The 21,693-nt window shown below is 59.5% G+C and carries 20 protein-coding genes; 11 read left to right on the top strand and 9 right to left on the bottom strand.

Features of this window, described 5'->3' with window-relative positions; translation table 11 throughout:
- Positions 1 to 189 precede the first annotated feature (189 nt).
- A complete protein-coding gene (locus IMCC21224_RS15535; RefSeq protein ID WP_047997185.1) occupies positions 190 to 1,095 on the bottom strand; it encodes an AraC family transcriptional regulator in 906 nt (301 codons plus the stop codon).
- 96 nt (positions 1,096 to 1,191) lie between these two features.
- On the opposite strand from IMCC21224_RS15535, the gene IMCC21224_RS15530 reads away from it, so the two are divergent.
- Complete coding sequence (locus IMCC21224_RS15530; RefSeq protein ID WP_047996110.1) at positions 1,192 to 1,941, top strand: SDR family oxidoreductase; 750 nt, start codon at positions 1,192 to 1,194, stop codon at positions 1,939 to 1,941.
- Between the two features lie 65 nt (positions 1,942 to 2,006).
- Here the strand turns inward: IMCC21224_RS15530 and IMCC21224_RS15525 are convergent, their stop codons facing one another.
- On the bottom strand, positions 2,007 to 2,636 hold the full coding sequence (locus IMCC21224_RS15525) for a bifunctional 2-polyprenyl-6-hydroxyphenol methylase/3-demethylubiquinol 3-O-methyltransferase UbiG (RefSeq protein WP_047996109.1): 630 nt from the start codon (positions 2,634 to 2,636) through the stop codon (positions 2,007 to 2,009).
- Positions 2,637 to 2,749: 113 nt separating this feature from the next.
- Here IMCC21224_RS15525 and IMCC21224_RS15520 point away from each other — a divergent pair, with 113 nt between their 5' ends.
- Positions 2,750 to 3,223, top strand: coding sequence for an Rrf2 family transcriptional regulator (locus IMCC21224_RS15520; RefSeq protein WP_047997184.1), 474 nt, complete (start codon positions 2,750 to 2,752; stop codon positions 3,221 to 3,223).
- A 149-nt stretch (positions 3,224 to 3,372) separates the two neighbouring features.
- Here the strand turns inward: IMCC21224_RS15520 and IMCC21224_RS15515 are convergent, their stop codons facing one another.
- On the bottom strand, positions 3,373 to 4,323 hold the full coding sequence (locus tag IMCC21224_RS15515) for a LysR family transcriptional regulator (RefSeq protein ID WP_047996108.1): 951 nt from the start codon (positions 4,321 to 4,323) through the stop codon (positions 3,373 to 3,375).
- Between the two features lie 112 nt (positions 4,324 to 4,435).
- On the opposite strand from IMCC21224_RS15515, the gene uraD reads away from it, so the two are divergent.
- The 6 genes from uraD to IMCC21224_RS27895 all read left to right on the top strand — a co-directional run bounded on the left by uraD (position 4,436) and on the right by IMCC21224_RS27895 (position 8,834).
- Positions 4,436 to 5,002: a 2-oxo-4-hydroxy-4-carboxy-5-ureidoimidazoline decarboxylase gene (gene uraD / locus IMCC21224_RS15510; RefSeq protein ID WP_053079000.1), complete on the top strand. Its 567-nt coding sequence runs from the start codon at positions 4,436 to 4,438 to the stop codon at positions 5,000 to 5,002.
- Positions 5,003 to 5,008: 6 nt separating this feature from the next.
- On the top strand, positions 5,009 to 6,001 hold the full coding sequence (locus IMCC21224_RS15505; RefSeq protein WP_047996107.1) for a TRAP transporter substrate-binding protein: 993 nt from the start codon (positions 5,009 to 5,011) through the stop codon (positions 5,999 to 6,001).
- Between the two features lie 4 nt (positions 6,002 to 6,005).
- Positions 6,006 to 6,497 carry a TRAP transporter small permease gene (locus IMCC21224_RS15500; protein WP_053078999.1) on the top strand — a complete coding sequence of 164 codons (492 nt, stop codon included), beginning with the start codon at positions 6,006 to 6,008 and terminating at the stop codon, positions 6,495 to 6,497.
- Positions 6,494 to 7,774, top strand: a complete 1,281-nt coding sequence (locus IMCC21224_RS15495) for a TRAP transporter large permease (RefSeq protein ID WP_047996105.1) — start codon at positions 6,494 to 6,496, stop codon at positions 7,772 to 7,774. The genes IMCC21224_RS15500 and IMCC21224_RS15495 overlap by 4 nt, the downstream gene beginning before the upstream one ends.
- The gene (locus tag IMCC21224_RS15490) at positions 7,774 to 8,523 is read left to right on the top strand and encodes an aspartate/glutamate racemase family protein (RefSeq protein WP_047996104.1); all 750 of its coding nucleotides are present in this window, start codon (positions 7,774 to 7,776) and stop codon (positions 8,521 to 8,523) included. Before IMCC21224_RS15495 ends, IMCC21224_RS15490 begins: the two co-directional genes overlap by 1 nt.
- Positions 8,524 to 8,660: 137 nt before the next feature.
- Positions 8,661 to 8,834: a hypothetical protein gene (locus tag IMCC21224_RS27895; protein WP_156178303.1), complete on the top strand. Its 174-nt coding sequence runs from the start codon at positions 8,661 to 8,663 to the stop codon at positions 8,832 to 8,834.
- A gap of 199 nt (positions 8,835 to 9,033) precedes the next feature.
- Here the strand turns inward: IMCC21224_RS27895 and IMCC21224_RS15480 are convergent, their stop codons facing one another.
- A complete protein-coding gene (locus tag IMCC21224_RS15480) occupies positions 9,034 to 10,167 on the bottom strand; it encodes a glycosyltransferase (RefSeq protein WP_047996103.1) in 1,134 nt (377 codons plus the stop codon).
- Between the two features lie 102 nt (positions 10,168 to 10,269).
- Positions 10,270 to 11,208, bottom strand: coding sequence for a hydrogen peroxide-inducible genes activator (locus IMCC21224_RS15475; RefSeq protein WP_047996102.1), 939 nt, complete (start codon positions 11,206 to 11,208; stop codon positions 10,270 to 10,272).
- A 310-nt stretch (positions 11,209 to 11,518) separates the two neighbouring features.
- On the opposite strand from IMCC21224_RS15475, the gene katG reads away from it, so the two are divergent.
- A complete protein-coding gene (katG, locus tag IMCC21224_RS15470; protein ID WP_047996101.1) occupies positions 11,519 to 13,720 on the top strand; it encodes a catalase/peroxidase HPI in 2,202 nt (733 codons plus the stop codon).
- A 194-nt stretch (positions 13,721 to 13,914) separates the two neighbouring features.
- On the opposite strand, the gene ettA is transcribed toward katG, so the two are convergent.
- A complete protein-coding gene (ettA, locus tag IMCC21224_RS15465; protein WP_047996100.1) occupies positions 13,915 to 15,570 on the bottom strand; it encodes an energy-dependent translational throttle protein EttA in 1,656 nt (551 codons plus the stop codon).
- A 521-nt stretch (positions 15,571 to 16,091) separates the two neighbouring features.
- Complete coding sequence (lepA, locus tag IMCC21224_RS15460; RefSeq protein WP_047996099.1) at positions 16,092 to 17,894, bottom strand: translation elongation factor 4; 1,803 nt, start codon at positions 17,892 to 17,894, stop codon at positions 16,092 to 16,094.
- Positions 17,895 to 17,944: 50 nt separating this feature from the next.
- Here lepA and IMCC21224_RS27890 point away from each other — a divergent pair, with 50 nt between their 5' ends.
- Positions 17,945 to 19,411 carry a hypothetical protein gene (locus tag IMCC21224_RS27890; protein WP_047996098.1) on the top strand — a complete coding sequence of 489 codons (1,467 nt, stop codon included), beginning with the start codon at positions 17,945 to 17,947 and terminating at the stop codon, positions 19,409 to 19,411.
- A 197-nt stretch (positions 19,412 to 19,608) separates the two neighbouring features.
- Positions 19,609 to 19,953 carry a hypothetical protein gene (locus IMCC21224_RS15450; RefSeq protein WP_047996097.1) on the top strand — a complete coding sequence of 115 codons (345 nt, stop codon included), beginning with the start codon at positions 19,609 to 19,611 and terminating at the stop codon, positions 19,951 to 19,953.
- A 58-nt stretch (positions 19,954 to 20,011) separates the two neighbouring features.
- On the opposite strand, the gene IMCC21224_RS15445 is transcribed toward IMCC21224_RS15450, so the two are convergent.
- A complete protein-coding gene (locus tag IMCC21224_RS15445) occupies positions 20,012 to 20,683 on the bottom strand; it encodes an aspartate/glutamate racemase family protein (protein WP_047996096.1) in 672 nt (223 codons plus the stop codon).
- Positions 20,680 to 21,690, bottom strand: coding sequence for a D-cysteine desulfhydrase (locus IMCC21224_RS15440; protein ID WP_047996095.1), 1,011 nt, complete (start codon positions 21,688 to 21,690; stop codon positions 20,680 to 20,682). Before IMCC21224_RS15440 ends, IMCC21224_RS15445 begins: the two co-directional genes overlap by 4 nt.
- Positions 21,691 to 21,693: the final 3 nt, after the last annotated feature.

Genomic DNA, 21,693 nt, shown 5'->3' with positions numbered 1-21,693 from the left:
TCCAGACCCTCAAATGGTTGAAGGGTCCTGACTTTTGTCCGGTCACAGGTGGAACTGGAGGAGAGCCGCGTCTTCCCTTCAATAGAGATTTCGGCCACAGCATCGACGACACGACCATTTGGCAAGCGGGCGCGCCGCTGCTCTGGGTGGGTGGCGCGTCCGCCACTACGCTGACTGCGTGCGGTTTGATCACTCAGCGGCGGTCATTCGCATGTATCCTGTTGGGGACGCGCCGACATGGCGCGTGAATGCTGTACTGAACGCGCTAACCGAGCCATAGCCGATCTTGTTGGAAACGTCTGCTACACCGTGCTGGCCCGAGCGCAGCATTTTTTTGGCCAACGTCATGCGCCAGGTCAGCAGATAGCTTATCGGCGGTTCCCCGACGACCCGGACAAATCGCGTGAACAGCGCGGATCGTGACAATCCCGCTTCGATCGCAAGCGACGGAACGGTCCAGCCACGGTGGGGCGCGGCGTGCATTGCGCGCAGCACCGGGCCGATTCGTGGATCGGCGAGGCCGCGTAGCAGGCCGGATGCAGCCCCGGACGGTGGGGTGGCGCGAAAAGCCTCGATCAGCAGGACCTGCAATAGATGTTCGACGATAACATCCCGGGCGGGGCGGTTTGCGCGCGCTTCATCGCGCAGCAAGGTGGCCAGTGCCGCCAGTCGGTCGTCGCCGCCCACCACGACCATATCGGGCAAAAGGGATGTCAGAAGCGCGGCATCAGGACTGCCAAAATGGCAATGACCGACAAGCTGCTGCACCTCGGCGGGGCCAGTGTTCGGTCCTAACCGGAAAATGCCATCCTCGCCCGGCACGGGGATGCTGCGCAGGCCCGGCGGCGGGGGCGGGTCGACGCTCTCGATGGTAAAAGCCGAGACATTCGGGATCAGCACGAAATCCCCGGCGTTCAGCATCAGCGGCGGCTTTCCATCCACCTCAAGACAGATCCGCCCGCCCAGCAACAGGCAATAGAACACAGCATCCATATCCTCGCGGCGCACACGAAAGGGGCCAGAGGCTTCGGCTAACTTCGAAAACGGTGCCTGCGGGCGCAGAAGTGAGATCACGTCAGACAGAGGATCGGCCATATCGAGACTTTCGATAAACATAATAGGAGTATAGATTGTAGAAAATCCAGTCAGCCATGTCGACATCTACAGTGCTCAATAACAGGAGATACCGATATGAAGACCGTTTTAATCACTGGATGTTCCTCGGGCTTTGGCCTTGACTCCGCGCGCGATTTTCTGGGCCGGGGGTGGTCCGTCGTGGCGACCATGCGTAGGCCTGACCCGACGCTGTTGCCGGTGTCGGACAGGTTGCGCCTGTTGCCATTGGATGTGACTGCCCCTGACAGCATTGCGGCGGCGGTACAGGTCGCAGGACCGATCGACGTGCTGGTGAACAATGCCGGCGTCGGCTGGCTGTCGGTGTTCGAGGGCACCTCGGACGAGACGATCCGCAGGCTGTTCGAAACCAACACCTTTGGCACATTCGCGATGATCCGCGCCGTCCTTCCACAGATGCGCGACAGGGGTGCGGGTGTCATCGTCAACGTATCGTCCAGCGTGACGATGAAGCCACTGCCGCTGCTGTCGGTCTATACCGCCAGCAAGGCGGCGGTGAACGCCTATACGGAATGTTTGGCGCTGGAATTGGCGCCGCTGGGAATCCGCACGCGGCTTGTCTTGCCCGGGCAGGCACCGGGGACACAGTTTGGCAGTAACGCAAGGGGGTTGATGGCTGATGCACCGGCGGCACCCGAGGCGTATAAACCGTTCGTTGCCGAGGTGATGGGCAATTTCCAGAAGAACGCAGCGCAAGAGCCGACCAGACCGGGCGATGTCGTACAGGCCATTTGGCGCGCTGTGACTGATCCGGATTGCCCCTTGCACCTGCCAGCAGGCAGCGACGCCGAAGCACTGGCCGCCTGATCGTAACCCCGTCAGCGGTAGACGCCGCTGACGGGTCCGCAATCAGCAGCGGGATGTCGACCGGGTCACGCCTTGCGCAGCAGGATCACGTTGTCCTGCAAATCGGCGGACGCGTTATCCGGGCCTTTGCCCGGGCGGGTCACGACTTCGGCCTGCACTTTATGCCACGCGCCATCTTCGGCACCGACATCGGCCAGTTCGCTGGCGACGGTCGGGAAGGGGGCGGCGTTGGCCAGCATTTCCGGCGTGGCCCAGGGCGGCGGTGCGGCGTGAGAGACGACCAGCAGATGACCGTCGGGCGCGACCTGCCCTGCCGCAGCACGCAGAATCGCGGCGCGAGGCAAATCGACATGCGATTGAAAATACAATGCGGTGATCAGATCAAATTCACCATCCGGCAGCCCAAGCCCCAGATCGCGGGACTGAAATCGCGCAAGTTCGCCCAGCCCCAGCGTTTCGGCCCGGGCGCTGGCCCGGTCGCAGGCCACCGGGGAAATATCCAACCCAAGCGCCCGCCAGCCTCGCTGCGCCAGCCAGATCACATCGTCACCATTGGACGATCCCAGATCAAGGGACCGTCCGGGGGTAAGCCCCTCAGCCACGCGCACCAGAACCGCACTTGGAGTGCCAGATGAGGTGGCTCTTTTGGTGCGATAGATCTCGTCCCAGTGCTGTTTGGGGGTTTCTGTTGTCATGGGCCGATCTCCTTGGGTGTGGCTGCGAATTTCAAGTAACATATCAAGTATCTTGATTGTGCGCCGCCGTCAATGTCATGTAACCTCAATAGGTCTCAATGATGGAGGATCGCGTGCGCCAAGACACCCGCCTGTCCCGCCTGCTGCATGTACTGCTGCACATGTCCGAACATGACGGGCCAATGACGTCGCAACAGATCGCCGACATGCTGGCCACGAACCCGGTTGTGGTCCGCCGGATCATGGCCGGCCTGCGCGAGGCGGGCTATGTCGCCGCTGAGCGCGGCCACGGCGGCGGCTGGACACTGACGCGTACACCGTCAGAGATCACGCTGCGCGATGTCTACCAATGCCTTGGATCGCCGGACCTGTTCGCCTTTGGTCTGTCCAATCCCGATCCTCAGTGTCTGGTCGAACGATCGGTCAATGCAACGATTCGCGAAACAGTCGAGAACGCGACCCAAGCTATCCTCGCCCGGTTCGGGGACATCCGCCTTTCAGATATCGAACAGGATTTTCAGATCAGGCGGGAACAGCGCACTGCTCACTCTACAGGTGCGATTCGAGGCAACGATCACGGGAATTGACCAGCGAAATTGCCACGCTGCATTCATCGTCCATAGCGGGTAGGGGGGGGGCTTGTTGGTGTTGAACAGTCAAATTTCGGCTTGGCAGCATTCAATCCAAAGAGCAAAAACAATCAGTGCCTTACTGAAATCTGAGAGAATTTCTCCAATCATCCACCATGGTCGTACAAAGCGGTTTGGTGACGTACAGACTCCAGAAGCGATTGCGCCTCGCTCGACAGGATATCGCTGACGCCCTTTGATATTCGTGGCAGGGTACGGCGGGAATTGATCGCGATGCTGATGCTTTGCGCCGGAATGTTCATGCCGGTCACGGAAATCGCGACCATTCGCCCGTCCAGAAGTTCGGGCGCGGCATCCATTTCCGACGTGAGCGCGACGTGACTGCCTGCGACCACCAGATGTTTCAGCAATTGCAGCGAGTTGGTGACAACCGGCGGTGGGCCGTCTGAAAACATCCAGGAATGGCGCGCCTCAAGGATACGGCGGATCGGCAAGGCCCGGCTTTGCACTACGATTGCATGATCGCGCACATCTTTCAAAGCAACCTCTGCGTTGCGTGCCAAAGGATGATCGGGTCGCACCATGCAATACAGCGGCAGATCCGCCGACCACAGGACATGCACGTCCCGTTGCGGGCGCAGGTTGAAGGCCACGACGATATCGCACTGCCCCTCATCCAAGAGCGCGACAGCCCCATCCGGTGTGGCGACATCGACATCAACGCGCACACGGGGATAGCTTTCGGACATGCGCATCAGAAAGCGGGGCATTAGCCCATTGACGAGGCTGTCCATGGCAACGATGCGAATGTGTCCCATGTCAACGCCTTGCATCTGCTTGACGTCCGACAGGATCTGGTTCTCGTCCGCCTTCCAGCGCCGTGCCAGAACAACAAACATTTCGCCCGCCGGTGACAGGGCCATGCCCGTGGTCATCCGGTCAAACAGCAGCACGCCCAGTCGGTCCTCCAGCAATTTGATCTGGCGGTCTATGGCAGAGGCGGCGATGCCGATGGCGCGCGATGCGGCCTGGATCGAACCATGTTCCGCCACTGCCTCGATATAGTGCAATCCGCGCGGCGTCAGGTGCAGTGCCATGATATATCCATTCTAATATTTAGAATGAATGATTTCCCATAATGTTATGGATTGCAACGGAAGGCTGTAGTTATTCTTGGGGAACGTTCCACTGACCCGAGACCGCAATCCAATGACTCACCCGCTCGATTTCTTGAACAAGGCCCCTCGCGCCGAAGCTGTCGCGATGATCGCACCGCTGGTCGAGCGGTCTGACTGGGTCGGCGAGGCCACCGTCGATGCGCGCCCGTTTGACAGCGACGAAGCCTTGGCCGAGGCGCTGGTCGAAAAGATTTTGGCTGCAGACGCGTCCCAAAGGCTTGAGATGTTCAAGGTGCACCCAGAGCTTGCTGGACGCGAAGCGCTGGAAGGTTCGATGACAGAGGATTCGCAAAGCGAACAGGGCCGTCTGGGCCTTTTGGACGTCGCGCCCGAAGATATGGCTCGGCTCAGACAGCTGAACGCTGATTATCGTGCGCGTTTTGGCCATCCATTCATCATTGCGCTGCACCGGGTGGCTGACCTGCCGTCGCTGTTTGCCACTTTTGACCGCCGTCTTGGTGCCACGCCGATCGAAGAACACACCACCACTCTGGCCGAGATCGCCTCGGTGATCCGCGCCAGAACCGCCCGGGCCTATGGGCCCACAGTCAAGATTATCGAACCATACCCCTTCATCCCAACAGAAACATTGGAGTAAACTGACATGACCCTCTTCAAGACCCTGCTCACCACCTCTGCGATTGCCCTGATTGCCGCTTCGGCGCAGGCCAAGGACGTGATCCGCGTCGCAGGTAACTTTGCCACCGAACATTCGTCCTCGCTCGCCATGGTGAAGTTCGAGGAAGAGCTCGAGCGCCTGTCGAACGGCGAGATTGACGTGAACATCTTTCCGGCGCAGCAGCTGGGCGGTGCCGCCGAAAACGTGCAGGCGGTCAAGATCGGCGCAATCGAACTGATGTGGGTTGGTACGGCATACCTGACCCGCACCGTGCCCGAACTTGAGGTTATTGGTCTGCCGTTCCAGTTTCCCAACCGTGAAACTGCCTTTGCCGTTGTCGATGGCCCTGTTGGCCTTGCCCTTGACGAAAAGATGGCTGCCGAAGGCATGACCTCGATGGGATATATGGAGCTGGGCTTTCGTCAACTGACCAACAACGTCCGCCCGATCGTAAATATCGAAGACACCGAAGGCCTGAAAATCCGCCTGCAACCGAACGAAACCCACCTTTCCACCTTCCGTGCCCTTGGTGCCAACCCGGTGGCGATGGACGTCAAGGAACTGTATTCCGCGCTGGAGCAGGGCGTGATCGACGGCCAGGAAAACCCGTTTGCGATCATCAACGTGGCGGGTTACGCCGAGGTGCAGAAATACGTCTCGAACACTGGGCATTTCTTTGACTTCATCTCGGTTGTGTCGAACAAGAAATGGTTCGATGGCCTAGATGCCGATACGCAGGCAATGGTGCGCGACGCTATGGATACCGCAATTGCCTATCAGCGCACTCTGGCGGCTGAACAAGACGCCGCCGGCCTTGGACAGCTGGTTGAAAAGGGCATGACTTATACTGAGGTTTCCGGCGAACTGGCTGCCGCGCTGCGCGAAAAGACCTCTGGCGTCGCGGCAGACACCAAGTCGCGCCTCGACCCGGAACTGGTTACTCTGCTGGATGCAGAGATTGCCAAGCTCGGCATGTGATCCCATGTTTGCGGATCGCCTTGTGACCTCGATCCTGACGCGCGCCGACACTGGCGCGCGTTATCTGGTGATGCTGGGGGCGGCGGCGATGGTCGCCGTCGTGTCGGGTCAGGTCGTCATGCGCTATGTCTTCAACGGCTCTTTCGATTGGGCCGACGAAGTGTCGCGCATTGCGTTTGTCTGGACCATTTTCCTTGCCATTCCACTGGGCATCCGCGACGGAACCCATGTGGGCATCGAACTTCTGGTGAACCGTTTTCCCCCGGCACTGCGCAAACTGGTGGCCCGCGTGATGAATGCCTTGGCGGCGGCGATGATGTTTGTCGTCTTCTGGACCTCGATTATCGTGGCGCTTGCCACATGGTCCGAACGACTGGGCGCGATCAACATCACGTCGAGCGTGTTTTTCTTTCCGGTCATCCTTGGCGCGCTGCATTCCGCACTGCACCTGGCCCACATGGCGGTGTTTCCGTCACAACCGGAGGCCAAGGCATGAGCCTCTTTGTTATCATTACCTTCCTCCTGCTCGCTTTCCTGGGGATGCCCTTGGCGTTTTCCCTTGGCGTTTCGGCGCTGGCCGGGCTGTGGATGGCGGGGTTCGACCTGCTGATTCTGCCGCCGCGGTTGATGAATGCGGTTAATTCCTTTCCGCTGATGTCGATCCCGTTGTTCATGGTCGCGGGCGAACTGATGCTAAAGGGCGGGATCATGGACCGCCTCGTCGATTTCGCCAATGCCTTTATCGGGCGGATGCGGGGCGGCCTTGCACAGGTGGCGATCATTTCGGGCGCTGGACTAGCCTCGGTTTCGGGGGCTGCGGTTGCTGATGCCTCGGCACTGTCATCGACGCTGGTTCCCTCGCTTCGAAAGCAATACGGGCTTGGGTTTTCGACCGGCATCGTTGCCGCCGCCGCCAACCTCGGCCCGATCATTCCACCCTCGGGCGCGATGATCGTCTATGCCTTTATGGCAGGATCGTCGGTTTCTGTCGGGGGGTTGTTCATGGCCGGTGTGATCCCCGGTCTGATCCTGTTTCTGACCTTCATGGTGCTGTGCTGGCTGATCGCGTGGACGCGGAATTATCCGCTCACTGGCAGCCCCGTCACCCTGCGCAACATCCTGCGTGAAATCCGACGGTCCTTTGTTGTCTTCCTGATGCCTGTCCTTGTCATCGGCGGCATCGTCATGGGTGCCTTTACCCCGACCGAGGGTGCGGCGATTGGAGTTTGCTACGCGCTGTTCCTGGGCTTCTTTGTGACACGCAAGTTAAAGCTGTCGGATCTGCCCGAAGTGCTTTTGACGGCGGCAAAGACCGCGGCCCTGGTTGGCGCGATGATCGCCTTTGCCTCGACCGTGACGTTCCTGTTCACCATCGACATGCTACCGTTCAAGCTGGCTGCGTTGCTGCAAGGTGTCACCGACGATCCGTTTGTCTTTCTTTGCCTGATCGCGGTCATGCTGCTGGTCGTTGGCATGTTTCTCGAATCCAACGCGGCCTACATCATGCTGGTGCCGCTGTTTCACCCGATCGCGCTGCAATACGGCATTGATCCGCTACACTTCGGTTTTCTGTTCGTGCTGAACCTTGTGATCGGAATGCTGACGCCGCCTGTCGGGGTGGTCTTGTTTGTGGTCTGCGGCATCACGGGCGTGAAAATGGGCGAATTGGTGCGCGAAAGCTGGCCCTTTATCGCGGCGATGTACGCGGTGCTGCTGCTTTGCATGTTGGTGCCGGGCGTTGTGACCTGGCTGCCGGAAAGGTTAGGCTATTGATGCGACTTTTGTTGATTAACCCCAACACCACCAACGCACTGACACAGCGCCTCGCCGCGTCGGTTTCGGCTGTTCTGCCACAGGATGCGACCCTTATTCCCACCACGGCTGCGACCGGATTCCCTTATATTTCCTCCCGGGCCGAGGCGCAGATCGCGGGCGCCGACGTACTTCAAACACTGGCCGAACGGCAAGGAGAGTATGACGCGGCGATCATCGCTGCCTTTGGCGATCCGGGCCTTCTTGCTGCTCGCGAATTGTTCGACTGTCCCGTGATGGGCATGACCGAATCCTCGATGCTCATGGCGCTGTCACTTGGCCAGAATTTCGCCTTTGTCACCTTCAGCCAAACCTTGGCCCCCTGGTATCACGAGCAGGTCCGGCTTGCGGGACTCGAGGGCAGGTTCGGCGGGATCTGGACACCTACAGAGACCATGAAAAACATCTCTGACGTGGCGGACGACTTGCGCGCCCCGCTGATCGACACCTGCTTGCGGGCTGCAGCAAAGGCAGATGTCCTGATTCTTGCCGGGGCTCCGATTGCCGGGCTGGCCCGCGACATAGCTGGCGACGTACCATGCACCCTGATTGACCCAGTACAAGCCGCAGCCCTTCAAGCCGTATCCCATGCCCGCCTGTTCCCCAACGGCGCTTGCCACGGGTCGTTTACACGGCCTCCGGGCAAGCCAAGCACCGGGCTTTCCACGGCTCTAAGCGAATGGATACTGGGTCGGCCGCGTCGCGAGTGACTGTCTCTTGGTTCTGGGCCTTGGTGTGGTATTTACAGGAATGTCTACCCATTGTCGAAAATGCACGACGCGAGGGGACGTACGGGCCGCGTAATGCTCGGGAATGGCATTCAAGTCAGCAGGAAAACGATCTCTTCATGGGATCGGAAGGTGGCGGCACCGCTGCGCCGACCGCCTACACATGCACCGAAACTGCACGCATGAACGGTATGATTCCCGAAGCTTGGCGTATCTGGGTTTTCGAGGATCTCACCGAGCAAAAGACCAACCGCATCCGCGAATTAGTGACCTGGAACGGGACACAACAATAGACGTTAAGCGCTGAGACAGTAGATGGATGCCCATCTGTGCGCTTAAAAGTTTCATATACACGATCAACCCACAGAGATATACACAACGGCGCTGTTCATGCCGATTAGCGTTGTGCTGCGAACAAGACCGATTACCGGTGCTCACGCCGGATTTTGTTTTATATATATAGCCTTGGGCGAGATACTTGACCCTGGCGGGTCAGCGCCCGAGCGTGGCGCGGATCTGGTCCTCAAGTCTCGTCAGAAGTATGTCGTTGTCGAACCGGGTCTCAGCGACTGTACGTGCGCGCTGCGACATCGCGACAGGGTCAGCAACAGCCAATCCGGCACCGATCGCGCGGACAAAGCCATTGTAATCATGCTCGTCCACCAGAAACCCGGTCACGTCTTCGTCGATTGCCTCGGGAATACCAGCGTGACGGGTTGAAATGGTGATGCAACCGCAGGCCATCGCCTCTTGAATCGCGGTGGGCAGGCCCTCGGTGTTGCCATCTTTTGCGGTGACCGAATGTTGTAGAAAATACTGCGTTTTCCGTAGGGTTTCACGCACAAATTCATGTTTCTTCGCACCGTGAAAGCGCACGCGGTCCGTCACACCCAATTGCTGTGCCAAGGCCCGCGCCGGGTCCAGAAGCGGGCCGTCGCCGATGAAATCGAGCCTTGCTTGGCTGCCCTTGGTCGCCTGGGCAAAGGCGCGCAGGGTGATCAACGGTGCTTTCTTTTCGACAAACCGACCCACAGCGAGAAAGCTGAGCGGGGTCTTTTCGGTAGGCGTAAACCGGCGCACATTCACGCCAGAGGGGATCACATGGGCATTGTCATGGCGCACGCCACAGCGGGCGAGATTGTCGAGCAAGAATTGCGATACCGAGAACACGCCCGACAGGCGTGGCATCATCAAGCGGTAGGCACGCTGAATCCGACGTGATCGCAATGCCTTGGAGGCATCAGTTCCACGATAATAGCTGAAGATCGGAATGTTGAGTGCGTTGGCCAGTGGCGCCAAAGCCAGTGCTTGCGTGCCGAATTCTGCCAGGATCACCTCGACCCGCTGATCGCGCAGAAAGGTGGCCAGATCGTGTTTGGATTGACCAAAAGGCAGCCGTGAGGTGCCATGGCGGGCGCGATTCCACAGCGTCCAGAACGGGGCGGTGAGCAGATCCATGCCGCTCAATGTGGTGCGGCGTTCGAACACCGCCTTGTCGTAGGGATTTTCGCCGTTGAACCGACCGCACAGCACCACCGTATCGCCGCCAAAGAGCAGGTCGATATGGCGATTGATAAAGGTCTCACCGCCGATGTGATAATCACTGGTTCCGATGGCTGCGCGCATTTGCCTGCTCCTCTGGCACGCGCCCTGCCTAGCAGGCGCTCTGGGAGCGGACAAGCAACAGTCCCTTCGGGCGTTCGGATGGTTCTGCGGTCGCGACGGGGGTTACCCTTTGGCGCGCGGCGGTGGGGTTGCCGTATCTGTGCCCGCACGCATGTCTAGTGCGGCCTGACGCACCAAGTCCGCGATCTGCAAGAGTTGGCTGGCCAGTGGGCTGCTCTTGCGCCAGATCATTCCGATGGTGCGGGATGGCTGAAGCCCGGCAAATCGCGCGACCGACACATTGGCGGACCGAATTTCGACCGGCACGGCCATTTCTGGCAACAAGGTGACGCCAATCCCGACACCAACCATCTGCACAAGCGTCGACAGCGAACTGCCTTCGAGTCCATCCATTGGCTGCTTGGACTGTATATTGCAAAAGGACAGCGCCTGATCACGAAAACAATGTCCCTCTTCGAGCAGCAGCAATTTCATCTCGCGCAGGGTGTCGGCGCACGGCACCGGCTTGTCTGCATCGGCGCTGGGACGCACGAGCACAAAATCCTCTGAAAAAAGAGCAACTTCGGTCAATGAGGGTTCAGAGATCGGCAAGGCGACAATCGCGCTGTCGAGCCGACCATCGGCCAATTCCTGGATCAATCGTTTGGTCTGGGTTTCACGCATCTGCACATCCAGGCCAGGCTGCATCTGGTGCAGAGACCCGATGATCGACGGCAGCAGATAGGGTGCGACGGTGGGAATCATGCCGATGCGCAGGCGGCCAACCAGCCGACCTTTGGCAGCGCGGGCCATGTCACCCAATTCATCCACCGACCGAAGGATGTCGCGGACGCGCAGGGCAAATGCCTCACCAAAGTGGGTCAGGCGGACTTGGCGGGCGTTGCGTTCGAACAACCGCGTGTCCAACTGCTCTTCGAGCTCTTTGATCTGCATGGACAATGCAGGTTGTGAAATGGCGCAGGTGTCCGCGGCACGGCCGAAATGTCCGTGACGGGCCAAAGCTTCGAAATATCGGAGATGTTTGAGGGTCAGGTTCATTATAAAATAAACTTATCACAGCTATCAGAAAATACAACTTAAACTAATGAGAGATGTTTGATAGGTCAGGGCATCGCGGTTCAAGAGTGCCCGACAAACCAATGTGACCCTGCCAAGGCGCCAAAGACGTTTCAGGCTGATTCTGACACTTGCAGTCGGCAGTTCACGGCAGGGCGGTTGATTCGTTGCATGGAACGCAGCTGGTGCAAGGTCGGCAAGATCTGCACGGCGACGCCTGAATGGGTGTCATACGAATACGGTACTCTTTTGAACGGCACATGCTCAGACACACAGACCATGATCGGAGAGAAAAATGGATGGAAATGATTTTGGAAGCGGCGGAAAATGTCCGGTGATGCACGGCGCATCAAAGGGACGTGGGAACCGTGATTGGTGGCCGAACCAGCTAAATCTGAAAATTCTGCATCAGAACGCATCTGTCTCGGACCCGTTGGGCGCTGATTTTGACTATGCCGAAGAGTTCAAGAAACTCGATCTGCCCGGGCTCAAGGCGGATCTTGAGGCGTTGATGACAGATTCGCAGGATTGGTGGCCGGCGGATTATGGCCACTACGGTCCGTTCTTTATCCGCATGGCCTGGCATTCGGCGGGCACCTACCGTACGGCGGATGGCCGCGGCGGCGCGTCATCGGGATCGCAGCGGTTTGCGCCGCTTAATTCCTGGCCGGACAACGGCAACCTCGACAAGGCCCGACGCCTGTTGTGGCCGATCAAACAGAAATACGGCAACAAGATTTCGTGGGCGGATCTGCTGGTCCTGACGGGCAACGTCGCGCTGGAAACCATGGGCTTCAAGACTTTTGGCTTTGGCGGGGGCCGCGTCGATGTGTGGGAACCCGAAGAGGACATCTATTGGGGCCGCGAGGACGAATGGCTCGCCACGAGTGACAAGGCGAACAGCCGCTACGCTGAAGACCGGGCGCTGGAAAATCCGCTGGCCGCGGTGCAGATGGGTCTGATCTACGTCAACCCCGAAGGGCCGGATGGCAATCCCGACCCGCTAGCCTCGGCGTTTGATATTCGCGATACCTTTGCCCGTATGGCTATGAACGACGAGGAAACCGTGGCGCTGGTCGCCGGTGGTCACACCTTTGGCAAGACGCACGGCAATGGCGACGCGAGCCTGCTTGGGCCCGAACCAGAAGCGGCACCGATTGAAGCACAGGGTTTTGGCTGGCTTAGCACTCATGCGTCGGGCAGCGGCGTTGATGCGATAACCAGTGGTCTGGAAGGACCATGGACGCCAACACCGACAAAATGGGATATGAGCTATTTTGGGGTTTTATTCGGGTATGATTGGGAACTGACCAAGAGCCCGGCCGGGGCCAACCAGTGGCAGGCCAAAGAGCTTAAGGACAGCGACCGTGCGCCACAGGTTGATGGCAACGGCACGGTGCCGATCATGATGTCGACCGCTGATATGGCGCTGCGGATGGACCCGGCCTACGAAAAGATTTCGCGTCGGTTCCACGAAAATCCGGCCGAGTTCGCCGATGCCTTTGCGCGTGCATGGTTTAAGCTGACCCACCGCGACATGGGACCAGTGGTGCGGTATCTCGGGGACGAAGTGCCGACCGAAGAGCTGCTGTGGCAGGATCCGGTTCCGGCTGCCGATCACGCGCTGATCGACGCGGCAGATGCTGCATCGCTCAAGGAGCAAATCCTGGCGACTGGCCTTTCCGTTTCGGAACTGGTCAAGACCGCCTGGGCCTCGGCCTCAACCTTCCGCGGATCTGACAAACGGGGCGGGGCCAATGGCGCGCGCCTGCGTCTTGCTCCGCAGAAAGATTGGGCCGTGAACGAGCCGACCGTGCTGGCCCCGGTGCTGAAAACGCTGGAAGCTGTGCAATCGACCTTTAACGATGCGCAAACGGGCACCAAGCGCGTTTCGCTTGCGGATATCATTGTATTGGGTGGCTGTGCTGCGGTTGAAAAGGCTGCAATCAACGCAGGCTACCCGACAGCGGTGCCGTTTACCCCCGGGCGTACAGACGCGTCACAAGAGCAGACGGATGTCGAAGCGTTCGAGGTTCTTGAGCCGGCGGCGGACGGGTTCCGCAACTACCTCAAGACCGAGCTTTCGGTATCGGTCGAAGAACTTCTGGTCGACCGTGCGCAATTGCTTACGCTGAGTGCGCCGGAATTGACGGTTCTCGTTGGTGGCCTGCGGATGCTGAACATCAACACCGGCGCGACTAGGCATGGTGTGTTTACCGACGTGACCGATACGCTGAGCAACGACTTCTTTGTCAATCTGCTCGATATGGGAATCGTCTGGAAACCGGCGGCTGACGGCATTTATGAGGCGGTCGACCGCAAGACCGGCGCCGTCAAATGGACTGGCACCCGCGCTGATTTGGTCTTTGGCTCGAACTCGCAACTGCGCGCCATCGCCGAGGTTTACGCGACCGAAGACGCTGGCGAAGCCTTTGTGCAAAAGTTCGTTGATGCCTGGACCAAGGTGATGAACCTCGACCGGTTCGATATCGCCTGATCAGCAAGAGCCAAGGGGCTGTGGCGGGACATCTCGCCACAGCCTGTCTGGCCCTGACTGATCAGGCAATTGCTACCGAAGCTGTGCGTATTGGAAATGGGCGCGCCCGTATCGCAGTCGACCAGCCGGTGGCGATTTTTGCGCGTTAGCCGTGAATCTCGGTCGGGGGCGGATGTAACCGCCCCCGCAGCGTTTTAGCGAGAGAACTTCTTGAACTTGACCCGCTTGGGTTCCAGCGCGTCAGCGCCAAGGCGACGTTTCTTGTCTTCCTCGTAATCTTCGAAATTGCCTTCGAACCATTCCACATGGGCGTCACCTTCGAACGCCAGGATATGTGTGCAGATCCGGTCGAGGAAAAAGCGATCGTGCGAGATCACGACAGCGCAACCGGCGAAATTCACCAGCGCATCTTCGAGCGCTCGCAAGGTTTCGACGTCAAGGTCGTTGGTCGGTTCATCCAGCAACAGGACGTTGCCGCCCTCCTTGAGCAGACGGGCCATGTGAACACGGTTGCGTTCGCCGCCCGAAAGCAGGCCAACCTTTTTCTGCTGATCCGAACCCTTAAAGTTGAAGGCGCCGCAATAAGCGCGGGAGTTGATCTCGGCATCGCCCAGCGTGATCAGTTCGGCACCGCCGGAAATTGCCTCCCAGACGTTGTTGTCTGGATCTAGATCGTCGCGGGACTGGTCGACATACGACAGCTTGACGGTGTCGCCCAGGCTGACGCTGCCCTGATCGGGGTCTTCGTGGCCGGTGAGCATTTGGAACAGTGTCGATTTGCCGGCGCCGTTGGGCCCGATGACGCCGACGATGCCGCCTGGCGGCAGCGAGAATGTCAACTCCTCGATCAACAGTTTGTCGCCCATCGCCTTTTTCAGGCCCTCGACCTCGATCACCTTGGCACCCAGACGTGGCCCGTGTGGGATGACGATCTGGGCCTTGCCGACGCGTTCGCGCACCGACTGGTCGGCCATCTTCTCATAAGACGAAATACGCGCCTTGGATTTGGCCTGACGCGCCTTGGCGCCCTGACGAATCCATTCCAATTCGCGCTCAAGCGTTTTCTGCTTGGCCTTGTCTTCACGCGCTTCTTGCAGCAGGCGCTTGGCCTTTTGATCCAGCCAGGCAGAGTAGTTGCCCTCATAGGGGATGCCGCGGCCGCGTTCGAGTTCGAGAATCCACGAGGTGATGGAATCGAGGAAGTAGCGGTCGTGGGTGACGATCAGGATCGTGCCCTTGTAGGCGATCAGGTGGTTTTGCAGCCAGGCGATGGTTTCGGCGTCCAGGTGGTTGGTCGGCTCATCGAGCAGCAGCATATCCGGCGCTTCGAGCAGCAGGCGGCACAGCGCCACCCGGCGTTTTTCCCCACCGGACAGGGTGGTTACATCGGAATCGTCCGCCGGGCAGCGCAGCGCCTCAAGCGCGATGTCGATCTGGCTATCCAGATCCCACAAGTTTTCTGCGTCGATGACATCCTGAAGCGCGGCCATCTCGTCGGCGGTCTCTTCGGAGTAATTCATCGCCAATTCGTTATATTTATCGAGCTTGGCCTTTTTCTCGGCAACACCCAGCATGACATTTCCACGCACGTCCAGCGCGGGGTCCAGTTCGGGTTCCTGTGGCAAATAGCCGACGCGGGCGCCTTCGGCGGCCCAGGCCTCACCGGTAAAGTCCTTGTCCTGGCCGGCCATGATCTTCATCAGGGTCGATTTACCCGAACCGTTGACGCCAACGACACCGATTTTTACACCGGGCAGGAAGTTCAGTTTGATATTTTCAAAGCATTTTTTTCCACCCGGATAGGCCTTTGAGACGCCATCCATGTGGTAGACATATTGATAGGCTGCCATCAGAGCCTCCTTCGTGGATTTGTGGGTAGATGATTGGCACCCTGATAACGAAGGCGCGCGTCAGGGGCAATGCGCTGTGGAGGAGCTGGCGGGCTGCTCAGATTTTCGCGCTGTCCAAGGCATTTGTGGTCTTGTCGTTGCCAGACGAACGCCCCGTATGATGCGTGGAGTTCAGCAGCACCAATTCTGAGTAGCAAGCGTGCGCTGATGTCTTTATGCCGTCTATCAGCGGACGCAATTCTTGGCGTGGTATAAAATGACACGCAAGATGCCGATACTCCCCGTCAGGTATGCGCTGCGCAAGGTCCGGCGACCACGCCATTTAGAGCAGGCGCAGACCCGAATATTTAAAGCCAGCTTTTGCGAAGGTGCCCACTTTCGCGGGGGCTGTCAGCAACTATGCCAATTTTCGTGCGCAGCCGTAAGTTATCGCAACGGTTGCGGTCATTCTGGGCGTCCGCACGATTCAGATCGTGGATCGAACCCGCACCCTGGCCGCCACAAACAAAGTCTGACCGGGTTTAGCCATCCATCTTCAGGGCGGAAATAAACGCTTCCTGCGGGATATCCACCTTTCCGAACTGGCGCATCCGCTTCTTGCCCGCCTTCTGCTTTTCCAGCAGTTTCTTCTTGCGGGTTGCGTCGCCGCCATAGCACTTGGCCGTCACGTCCTTGCGCATCGCTGCCAGAGTTTCGCGCGCGATCACCTTGCCGCCGATGGCCGCCTGGATCGGGATCTTGAACATATGGCGCGGGATCAGATCCTTGAGCTTTTCACACATGGCGCGGCCGCGCATTTCGGCCCGGTCGCGGTGGACCATGGTGGACAGGGCGTCGACAGGTTCATCGTTCACAAGGATCTGCATCTTGACCAGATTATCCTCGCGGTAGCCGATGATCTGGTAATCGAACGACGCATAGCCTTTGGTCACCGATTTCAGCCGGTCGTAAAAGTCGAACACCACCTCGTTCAACGGCAGGTCATAGACCACCATCGCGCGTGAGCCGACATAGGTCAGGTCAAGCTGTTCGCCGCGCCGGTCCTGGCACAGTTTCAGCACGTCACCCAGATAGTCGTCGGGTACAAGGATCGACGCCTTGATCCGCGGCTCTTCGATATGGTCGATGGTGGACGGGTCGGGCATGTCGGCGGGGTTATGCAGTTCGATCTCGGACCCGTCGCGCAAGTGGATCTTGTAGATCACCGACGGCGCGGTGGTGATCAGGTCGATGTCATATTCCCGCTCAAGCCGGTCGCGCACGACTTCGAGATGCAGCAGACCCAGGAACCCGCAGCGAAAGCCAAAGCCCAGCGCGGCAGAGGTTTCCATTTCCGACGAGAATGACGCGTCGTTCAGGGTCAGCTTTTCGATAGCGTCGCGCATATCCTCAAAGTCATTGGCGTCCACCGGGAACAGGCCGCAGAACACCACCGGGATCGACGGTTTAAAGCCGGGCAGGGGCGTCTCGCAGCCCTTTTTCTCGGTTGTTATGGTGTCACCGACGCGGGTGTCGCGGACTTGTTTGATCTGCGCGGTGATATAGCCAATCTCGCCGGGGCCGAGTTCCTTGACCTCCTGCATCGCGGGACGATAGACGCCGATGCGGTCAATATCATAGGTGCCGCCGGTCTTCATCATCTTGATACGCTGGCCTTTTTTCAGCACACCGTCGATGACGCGCACAATGACCACAACGCCCAGATAGGGGTCGTATTTGCTGTCGACCAGCATCGCGCGCAGCGGTTTGGTTGCATCGCCTTCGTGCGGGGGCGGCAGGCGTTTGACGATCGCTTCGAGCACGGCAGGGATACCGACCCCGGTCTTGGCCGAAATCATCAGCGCCTCGGAGGCGTCGATGCCGATCACATCCTCGATCTGTTCCTTGACCCGTTCGGGTTCGGACGCGGGCAGGTCGATCTTGTTCAGGACCGGGACGATCTCGTGATCGGCGTCGATGGCTGTATAGACATTGGCCAGCGTCTGCGCCTCGACGCCCTGCGTCGCGTCAACCACCAGCAAGGAACCCTCGACCGCGCGCATGGAGCGGGAGACCTCGTAGGCAAAGTCGACATGGCCCGGGGTGTCGATCAGGTTGAGGATATACACCTCCCCATCTTCGGCCTTGTATTCGATGCGGACGGTGTTCGCCTTGATCGTGATGCCGCGCTCGCGCTCGATATCCATCGAGTCGAGAAGCTGTTCCTTCATCTCCCGCGCGGTGACGGTGTTTGTGGACTGAATCAGCCGGTCGGCCAGGGTGGATTTCCCGTGGTCGATATGGGCGACGATAGAGAAGTTGCGGATATGGCTGAGCTGGGTCATGTTTCGGGATATGTAAGGGTTTTGGGACTTGGTCAAGGTGGCATCAACGCGTGGCTGAATTTGAGAAGATCGAAGATCGGGAACAGCTGGCAAATTGGCTGAAGAACCAGGACATGCGGATGAGCCGGATGATCGCCGCGCGGTCCAGCCTGCGTAGCCTGCCAGCAGTTATGGCCGTGGTCGATCAAAAGTCCGAGAGTTGGGACGGAAAAGACTCGGTTTTGTCTTGCCTGCGGGCGACGCTCATATCCGGGGTTGCGAGCACATGCCCGACCCCGGATATGAAACGGGTTGAGACCGCTGCCGCCACAGTCTCCGCCGCCTTCGCTATCGCCGTCGTTCCCACCCCCGTCTCAACCCCCGCCTCCACCTCCGCCGCCTTCGCCACAGCCTCCGCCGCTGCCGACGCTGCCACAACCTTCGCCACAGCCTCTGCTGCTGCCGCTGCCGCCGCCTCCGCCTCCGCCGACGCCGTCGACGACGCCGCTGCCGCTGCCCGCTCCGCCATCTATCAGGACGCTGAACAGGGTCAGCGGATTGGATCTCTGGGTGTGTTCAATCAGGTCCTTTGGACGGATGTCGAACCGGTGCAAAAGATCGTTTCGAAATGGGACCGGTTTTCGGCCCTTCCTGACCCAGACGGGGTATGGGTGTTCTGGCGGGACTGGTATCGCAGCATGTTGCACGGCGACCCCATGAATTGGGATTTGCAATTGCAAGTCGCGCTGATCGAGGATGAGGTGTGGAACGCGGGGCCAAAGGCGGTTGCGGCCAAGATAAAGTCGATCCAGCGCCAGCGCGTCATTCTGAAAACAGCGATCAGTGAAACTGTTGTCTATGACGATGACAGCGGCGTTTACCGCCTAGAACGTGCCGAAGTCACCACCAGCGATGCGCTAGAGTTCTGTGTTGAGCGTGTGTCGGTCGCATTGTCCCGGGCTATCCGCGAAGGGCGTGGCAACGGGCTTCGCGATGACAGCCTTGAGGCCGAAATCCTGAGAGACGATGCGTTTGCCCCCAGAAAGCGGACCAACGCGAGCGCGGTTGCGCTGGCATTCGCGGATGCGCGCCAAAGCCTGTTGTTCAAGATTGGCGATTACACATACCCGGATCTTTCGTCCTACAATTTGCTGGCCAACACGCTGTGGGCAGGCAAAGAAGAAATTTGCGGGTTTGACGCAAAGGCAAAAGAACGCTGCGCGCTTTATGACGCCTTGGAAACGCCAAAGCATCTTTCGCCCGAGTTGCGCGTGCTTTTGGATGCCGTGCCGGACGAAGTGCCAGATATGGTTGATCCTGAGCTGGCTGAGGCACTTGAACGCAGCGCACGCCACGTGACAGAGGCTGACACGCCTCCGAGAGGAGATACTGCCAAGCTGGCGCATCGCTTGCTTAAAATGCGCGAGACGATTGATGATGTGGTGCAGCGGGCGGATGGATCGACTGGCTACAAGGCCGCAAAGTTCGCGCAGTTCCTTTACAAGGTGTCGGATGGTTTGATCGGGCTTTTCTCTTAGCCCGCCGAAAGGTGGGCGCGTTGTCCGTCGCTTGCGGTTTGAGCCTTGCTGTAAGGGGGCATCTGGCTGGAATAAACGTGAATTGAACCTTTGGGGTTGCATGGGGTAGGATGCTGTCAGGCAAGGGCCGCGTGGATCAGAGGGGTGGAACCCCTCGGGCAGGTGGCGTTCAATACGGGCAGAGCGGGGACAGGTCGATGCGGATTGTCGGAATGATGGTGGTTTTGGCGCTGGTGGCGGGCTGTGGTGGCGGCGCGAAGCGGTCTTATAGCGGGCAGGTGACGCGCTTTGCCTCGGGGCCGATCAGCAAGGCCTGTCTGGCCAGTGATCGCAAGGCGCGCAATTCGCAGTTGTGCGGCTGTATTCAGACCGTCGCCAATCGCGAGCTGAGCCGTTCGGATCAGAAGATGGCGGTGAGCTTTTACAAGGATCCGCACAAGGCGCAGGAGGTCCGCCAGTCGGATCGCGGCTCTCATGAGCTGTTTTGGAAGCGGTACAAGAGCTATTCCACGCAGGCCGAGGCGAGTTGCCGGGGCTACTGACCGTCAGGGTCGCGAGTGTGGAAGGCTGCGTATTTTTGAAGAGAAGAAGCGCGGGGCGTTATGCATCTTTGGCGTGGTCGAGGATCGCTTGGGTGAGGCAATCTAGGCTGTCGGTGCGTGGGATCGTGGCGGGCAGAAGCGGCGCGGTCAGCGACAGTTCGGTGCAGGCAACCAGCAGGTGATCAGCGCCCTGATCGAGGAGAGCCAGCGCCTGAGACGTCATTGCGTCGAGGATGCTGGACGGGGTGCCGCCCGCTTTGATTGCGCGGATCATCGACAGCATGGGCGCGTCATCCTGTGCATACAGCAATGTTTGGTCCGGGAAGTAGCCCGCGAATACGTCGGTGAGACGGGTGGCGGGCGAGGCGAGGATGCCAATCGTGCCGACCGTGCGCAGGGTCCGGGCCGTGGCTGTCAGCATGTCGAGCAGCTGTAGCGGCGTCGCTGCGCGCAGTGCGGGGGCATAGTGGTGCGCGGTGTTGCATGGCATAGCGAGCGCGGTCGCGCCTGCCGCTGCCAGATCCTGCGCCATGCGGATCAGCACGGGCGTGGGGTCGGGGCCGGTGCCGTCGATCAGCGCGGCGATCCGCGACGGCACCTGTGGGTTCTGGTGTACGATGAGCGGGATGTGGTCGGCATCGTCGGTGGCGGGCACGGCGTCGATCAGTTTCTGCATCAGCAGGATCGTCGCCTGTGGTCCCATGCCGCCGAGGATGCCGACCCGGTTCATGCCTTTGAGGCCACGTCGAATTCGTGGGTATAGCCGGTCAGGCCGATAGCGCCGCCGGTGTGGATAAAGACCACCGTTTCGCCTTTCTTGAAGTGGCCCTTGGTGATCAGGTCGATCAGACCCGCACCGCCTTTGGCGGAGTAGACCGGGTCGAGCAGGATCGCCTCGGTCCGGGCAAAGAGGTCGATGGCGGCCAGCGTGTCGGCGCCCGGCATGCCGTAGCCAGGGCCAACATAATCTGTGTTGGCGATCACGTCTTCGGGTTGGACAACGCCGGGGCAGCCGAGCTTTTCGGCGGTTTTGACGGCGAGGTTATAGACATTTTCCTCTTGTTTGGCTTTGGGCGCACGAACGCCGATGCCGAGCAGGGGGATCTGCGCGTTGGTGGCCTTGAGGCCGGTGATCAGTCCGGCCTGTGTGCCTGCGGATCCGGTGGCATGGACGATGTGATCGACCCGCAGGCCGGTGTCGATGAACTGGCCCAGCATCTCAAATGCGCAGTTGACGTACCCCAGTGCGCCGGTGGCGTTCGATCCGCCGCCAGGGATAGTGTAGGGTTTGCGGCCGTCGCTGCGCATCTTGTCGGCCACGGCCTCCATCTCGGCATTCATGTCGAGGTTCGGGCCACGGTGTTCGATTGACGCGCCGTGCAGTACATCCAGTAGCACGTTGCCGTTGTAGCGGTAGTTCTCGTGATTATAGCCGGTGCGGTCTTCGAGCAGGATGTGGCAGTCCATACCCAGCTTGGCCGCTGCGGCCGCAGTCTGGCGGGCATGGTTCGACTGGGTGGCGCCTTGGGTTAGGACAATGTCCGCACCCATGTCCTGAGCTTCGGCCATCAGGAATTCCAGCTTGCGGGTCTTGTTGCCGCCCGTTGATAACCCGGTGCAGTCGTCGCGCTTGATCCAGATATCGGGGCCGTTCAATGCTGCTGTCAGGCGTGGCATGAATTCCAGTGGTGTGGGCAAATGGGCCAGACGGGCGCGGGGAAAGCGGGCGAGGTTCATAGA

It is taken from the genome of Puniceibacterium sp. IMCC21224, from assembly GCF_001038505.1.
GTDB lineage: Bacteria > Pseudomonadota > Alphaproteobacteria > Rhodobacterales > Rhodobacteraceae > Puniceibacterium.
The sequence above is the reverse complement of the archived record's forward strand: the minus strand, read 5'-3'. Positions and strand labels throughout refer to the sequence as shown.

Bases quoted from the DNA above. Each gene is read 5' to 3' on its own strand.
- IMCC21224_RS27895 (WP_156178303.1), top strand. From the start codon at position 8,661: ATGGGATCGGAAGGTGGCGGCACCGCTGCGCCGACCGCCTACACATGC.
- katG (WP_047996101.1), top strand. From the start codon at position 11,519: ATGGATGGAAATGATTTTGGAAGCGGCGGAAAATGTCCGGTGATGCAC.
- uraD (WP_053079000.1), top strand. From the start codon at position 4,436: ATGACTCACCCGCTCGATTTCTTGAACAAGGCCCCTCGCGCCGAAGCT.
- IMCC21224_RS15500 (WP_053078999.1), top strand. From the start codon at position 6,006: ATGTTTGCGGATCGCCTTGTGACCTCGATCCTGACGCGCGCCGACACT.
- IMCC21224_RS15445 (WP_047996096.1), bottom strand. From the start codon at position 20,683: ATGAACCGGGTCGGCATCCTCGGCGGCATGGGACCACAGGCGACGATC.
- IMCC21224_RS15450 (WP_047996097.1), top strand. From the start codon at position 19,609: ATGCGGATTGTCGGAATGATGGTGGTTTTGGCGCTGGTGGCGGGCTGT.
- IMCC21224_RS15440 (WP_047996095.1), bottom strand. From the start codon at position 21,690: ATGAACCTCGCCCGCTTTCCCCGCGCCCGTCTGGCCCATTTGCCCACA.
- IMCC21224_RS15535 (WP_047997185.1), bottom strand. From the start codon at position 1,095: ATGGCCGATCCTCTGTCTGACGTGATCTCACTTCTGCGCCCGCAGGCA.
- IMCC21224_RS15490 (WP_047996104.1), top strand. From the start codon at position 7,774: ATGCGACTTTTGTTGATTAACCCCAACACCACCAACGCACTGACACAG.
- IMCC21224_RS15525 (WP_047996109.1), bottom strand. From the start codon at position 2,636: ATGACAACAGAAACCCCCAAACAGCACTGGGACGAGATCTATCGCACC.
- IMCC21224_RS15515 (WP_047996108.1), bottom strand. From the start codon at position 4,323: ATGGCACTGCACCTGACGCCGCGCGGATTGCACTATATCGAGGCAGTG.
- IMCC21224_RS15530 (WP_047996110.1), top strand. From the start codon at position 1,192: ATGAAGACCGTTTTAATCACTGGATGTTCCTCGGGCTTTGGCCTTGAC.
- ettA (WP_047996100.1), bottom strand. From the start codon at position 15,570: ATGGCAGCCTATCAATATGTCTACCACATGGATGGCGTCTCAAAGGCC.
- IMCC21224_RS15480 (WP_047996103.1), bottom strand. From the start codon at position 10,167: ATGCGCGCAGCCATCGGAACCAGTGATTATCACATCGGCGGTGAGACC.
- lepA (WP_047996099.1), bottom strand. From the start codon at position 17,894: ATGACCCAGCTCAGCCATATCCGCAACTTCTCTATCGTCGCCCATATC.
- IMCC21224_RS15495 (WP_047996105.1), top strand. From the start codon at position 6,494: ATGAGCCTCTTTGTTATCATTACCTTCCTCCTGCTCGCTTTCCTGGGG.
- IMCC21224_RS15505 (WP_047996107.1), top strand. From the start codon at position 5,009: ATGACCCTCTTCAAGACCCTGCTCACCACCTCTGCGATTGCCCTGATT.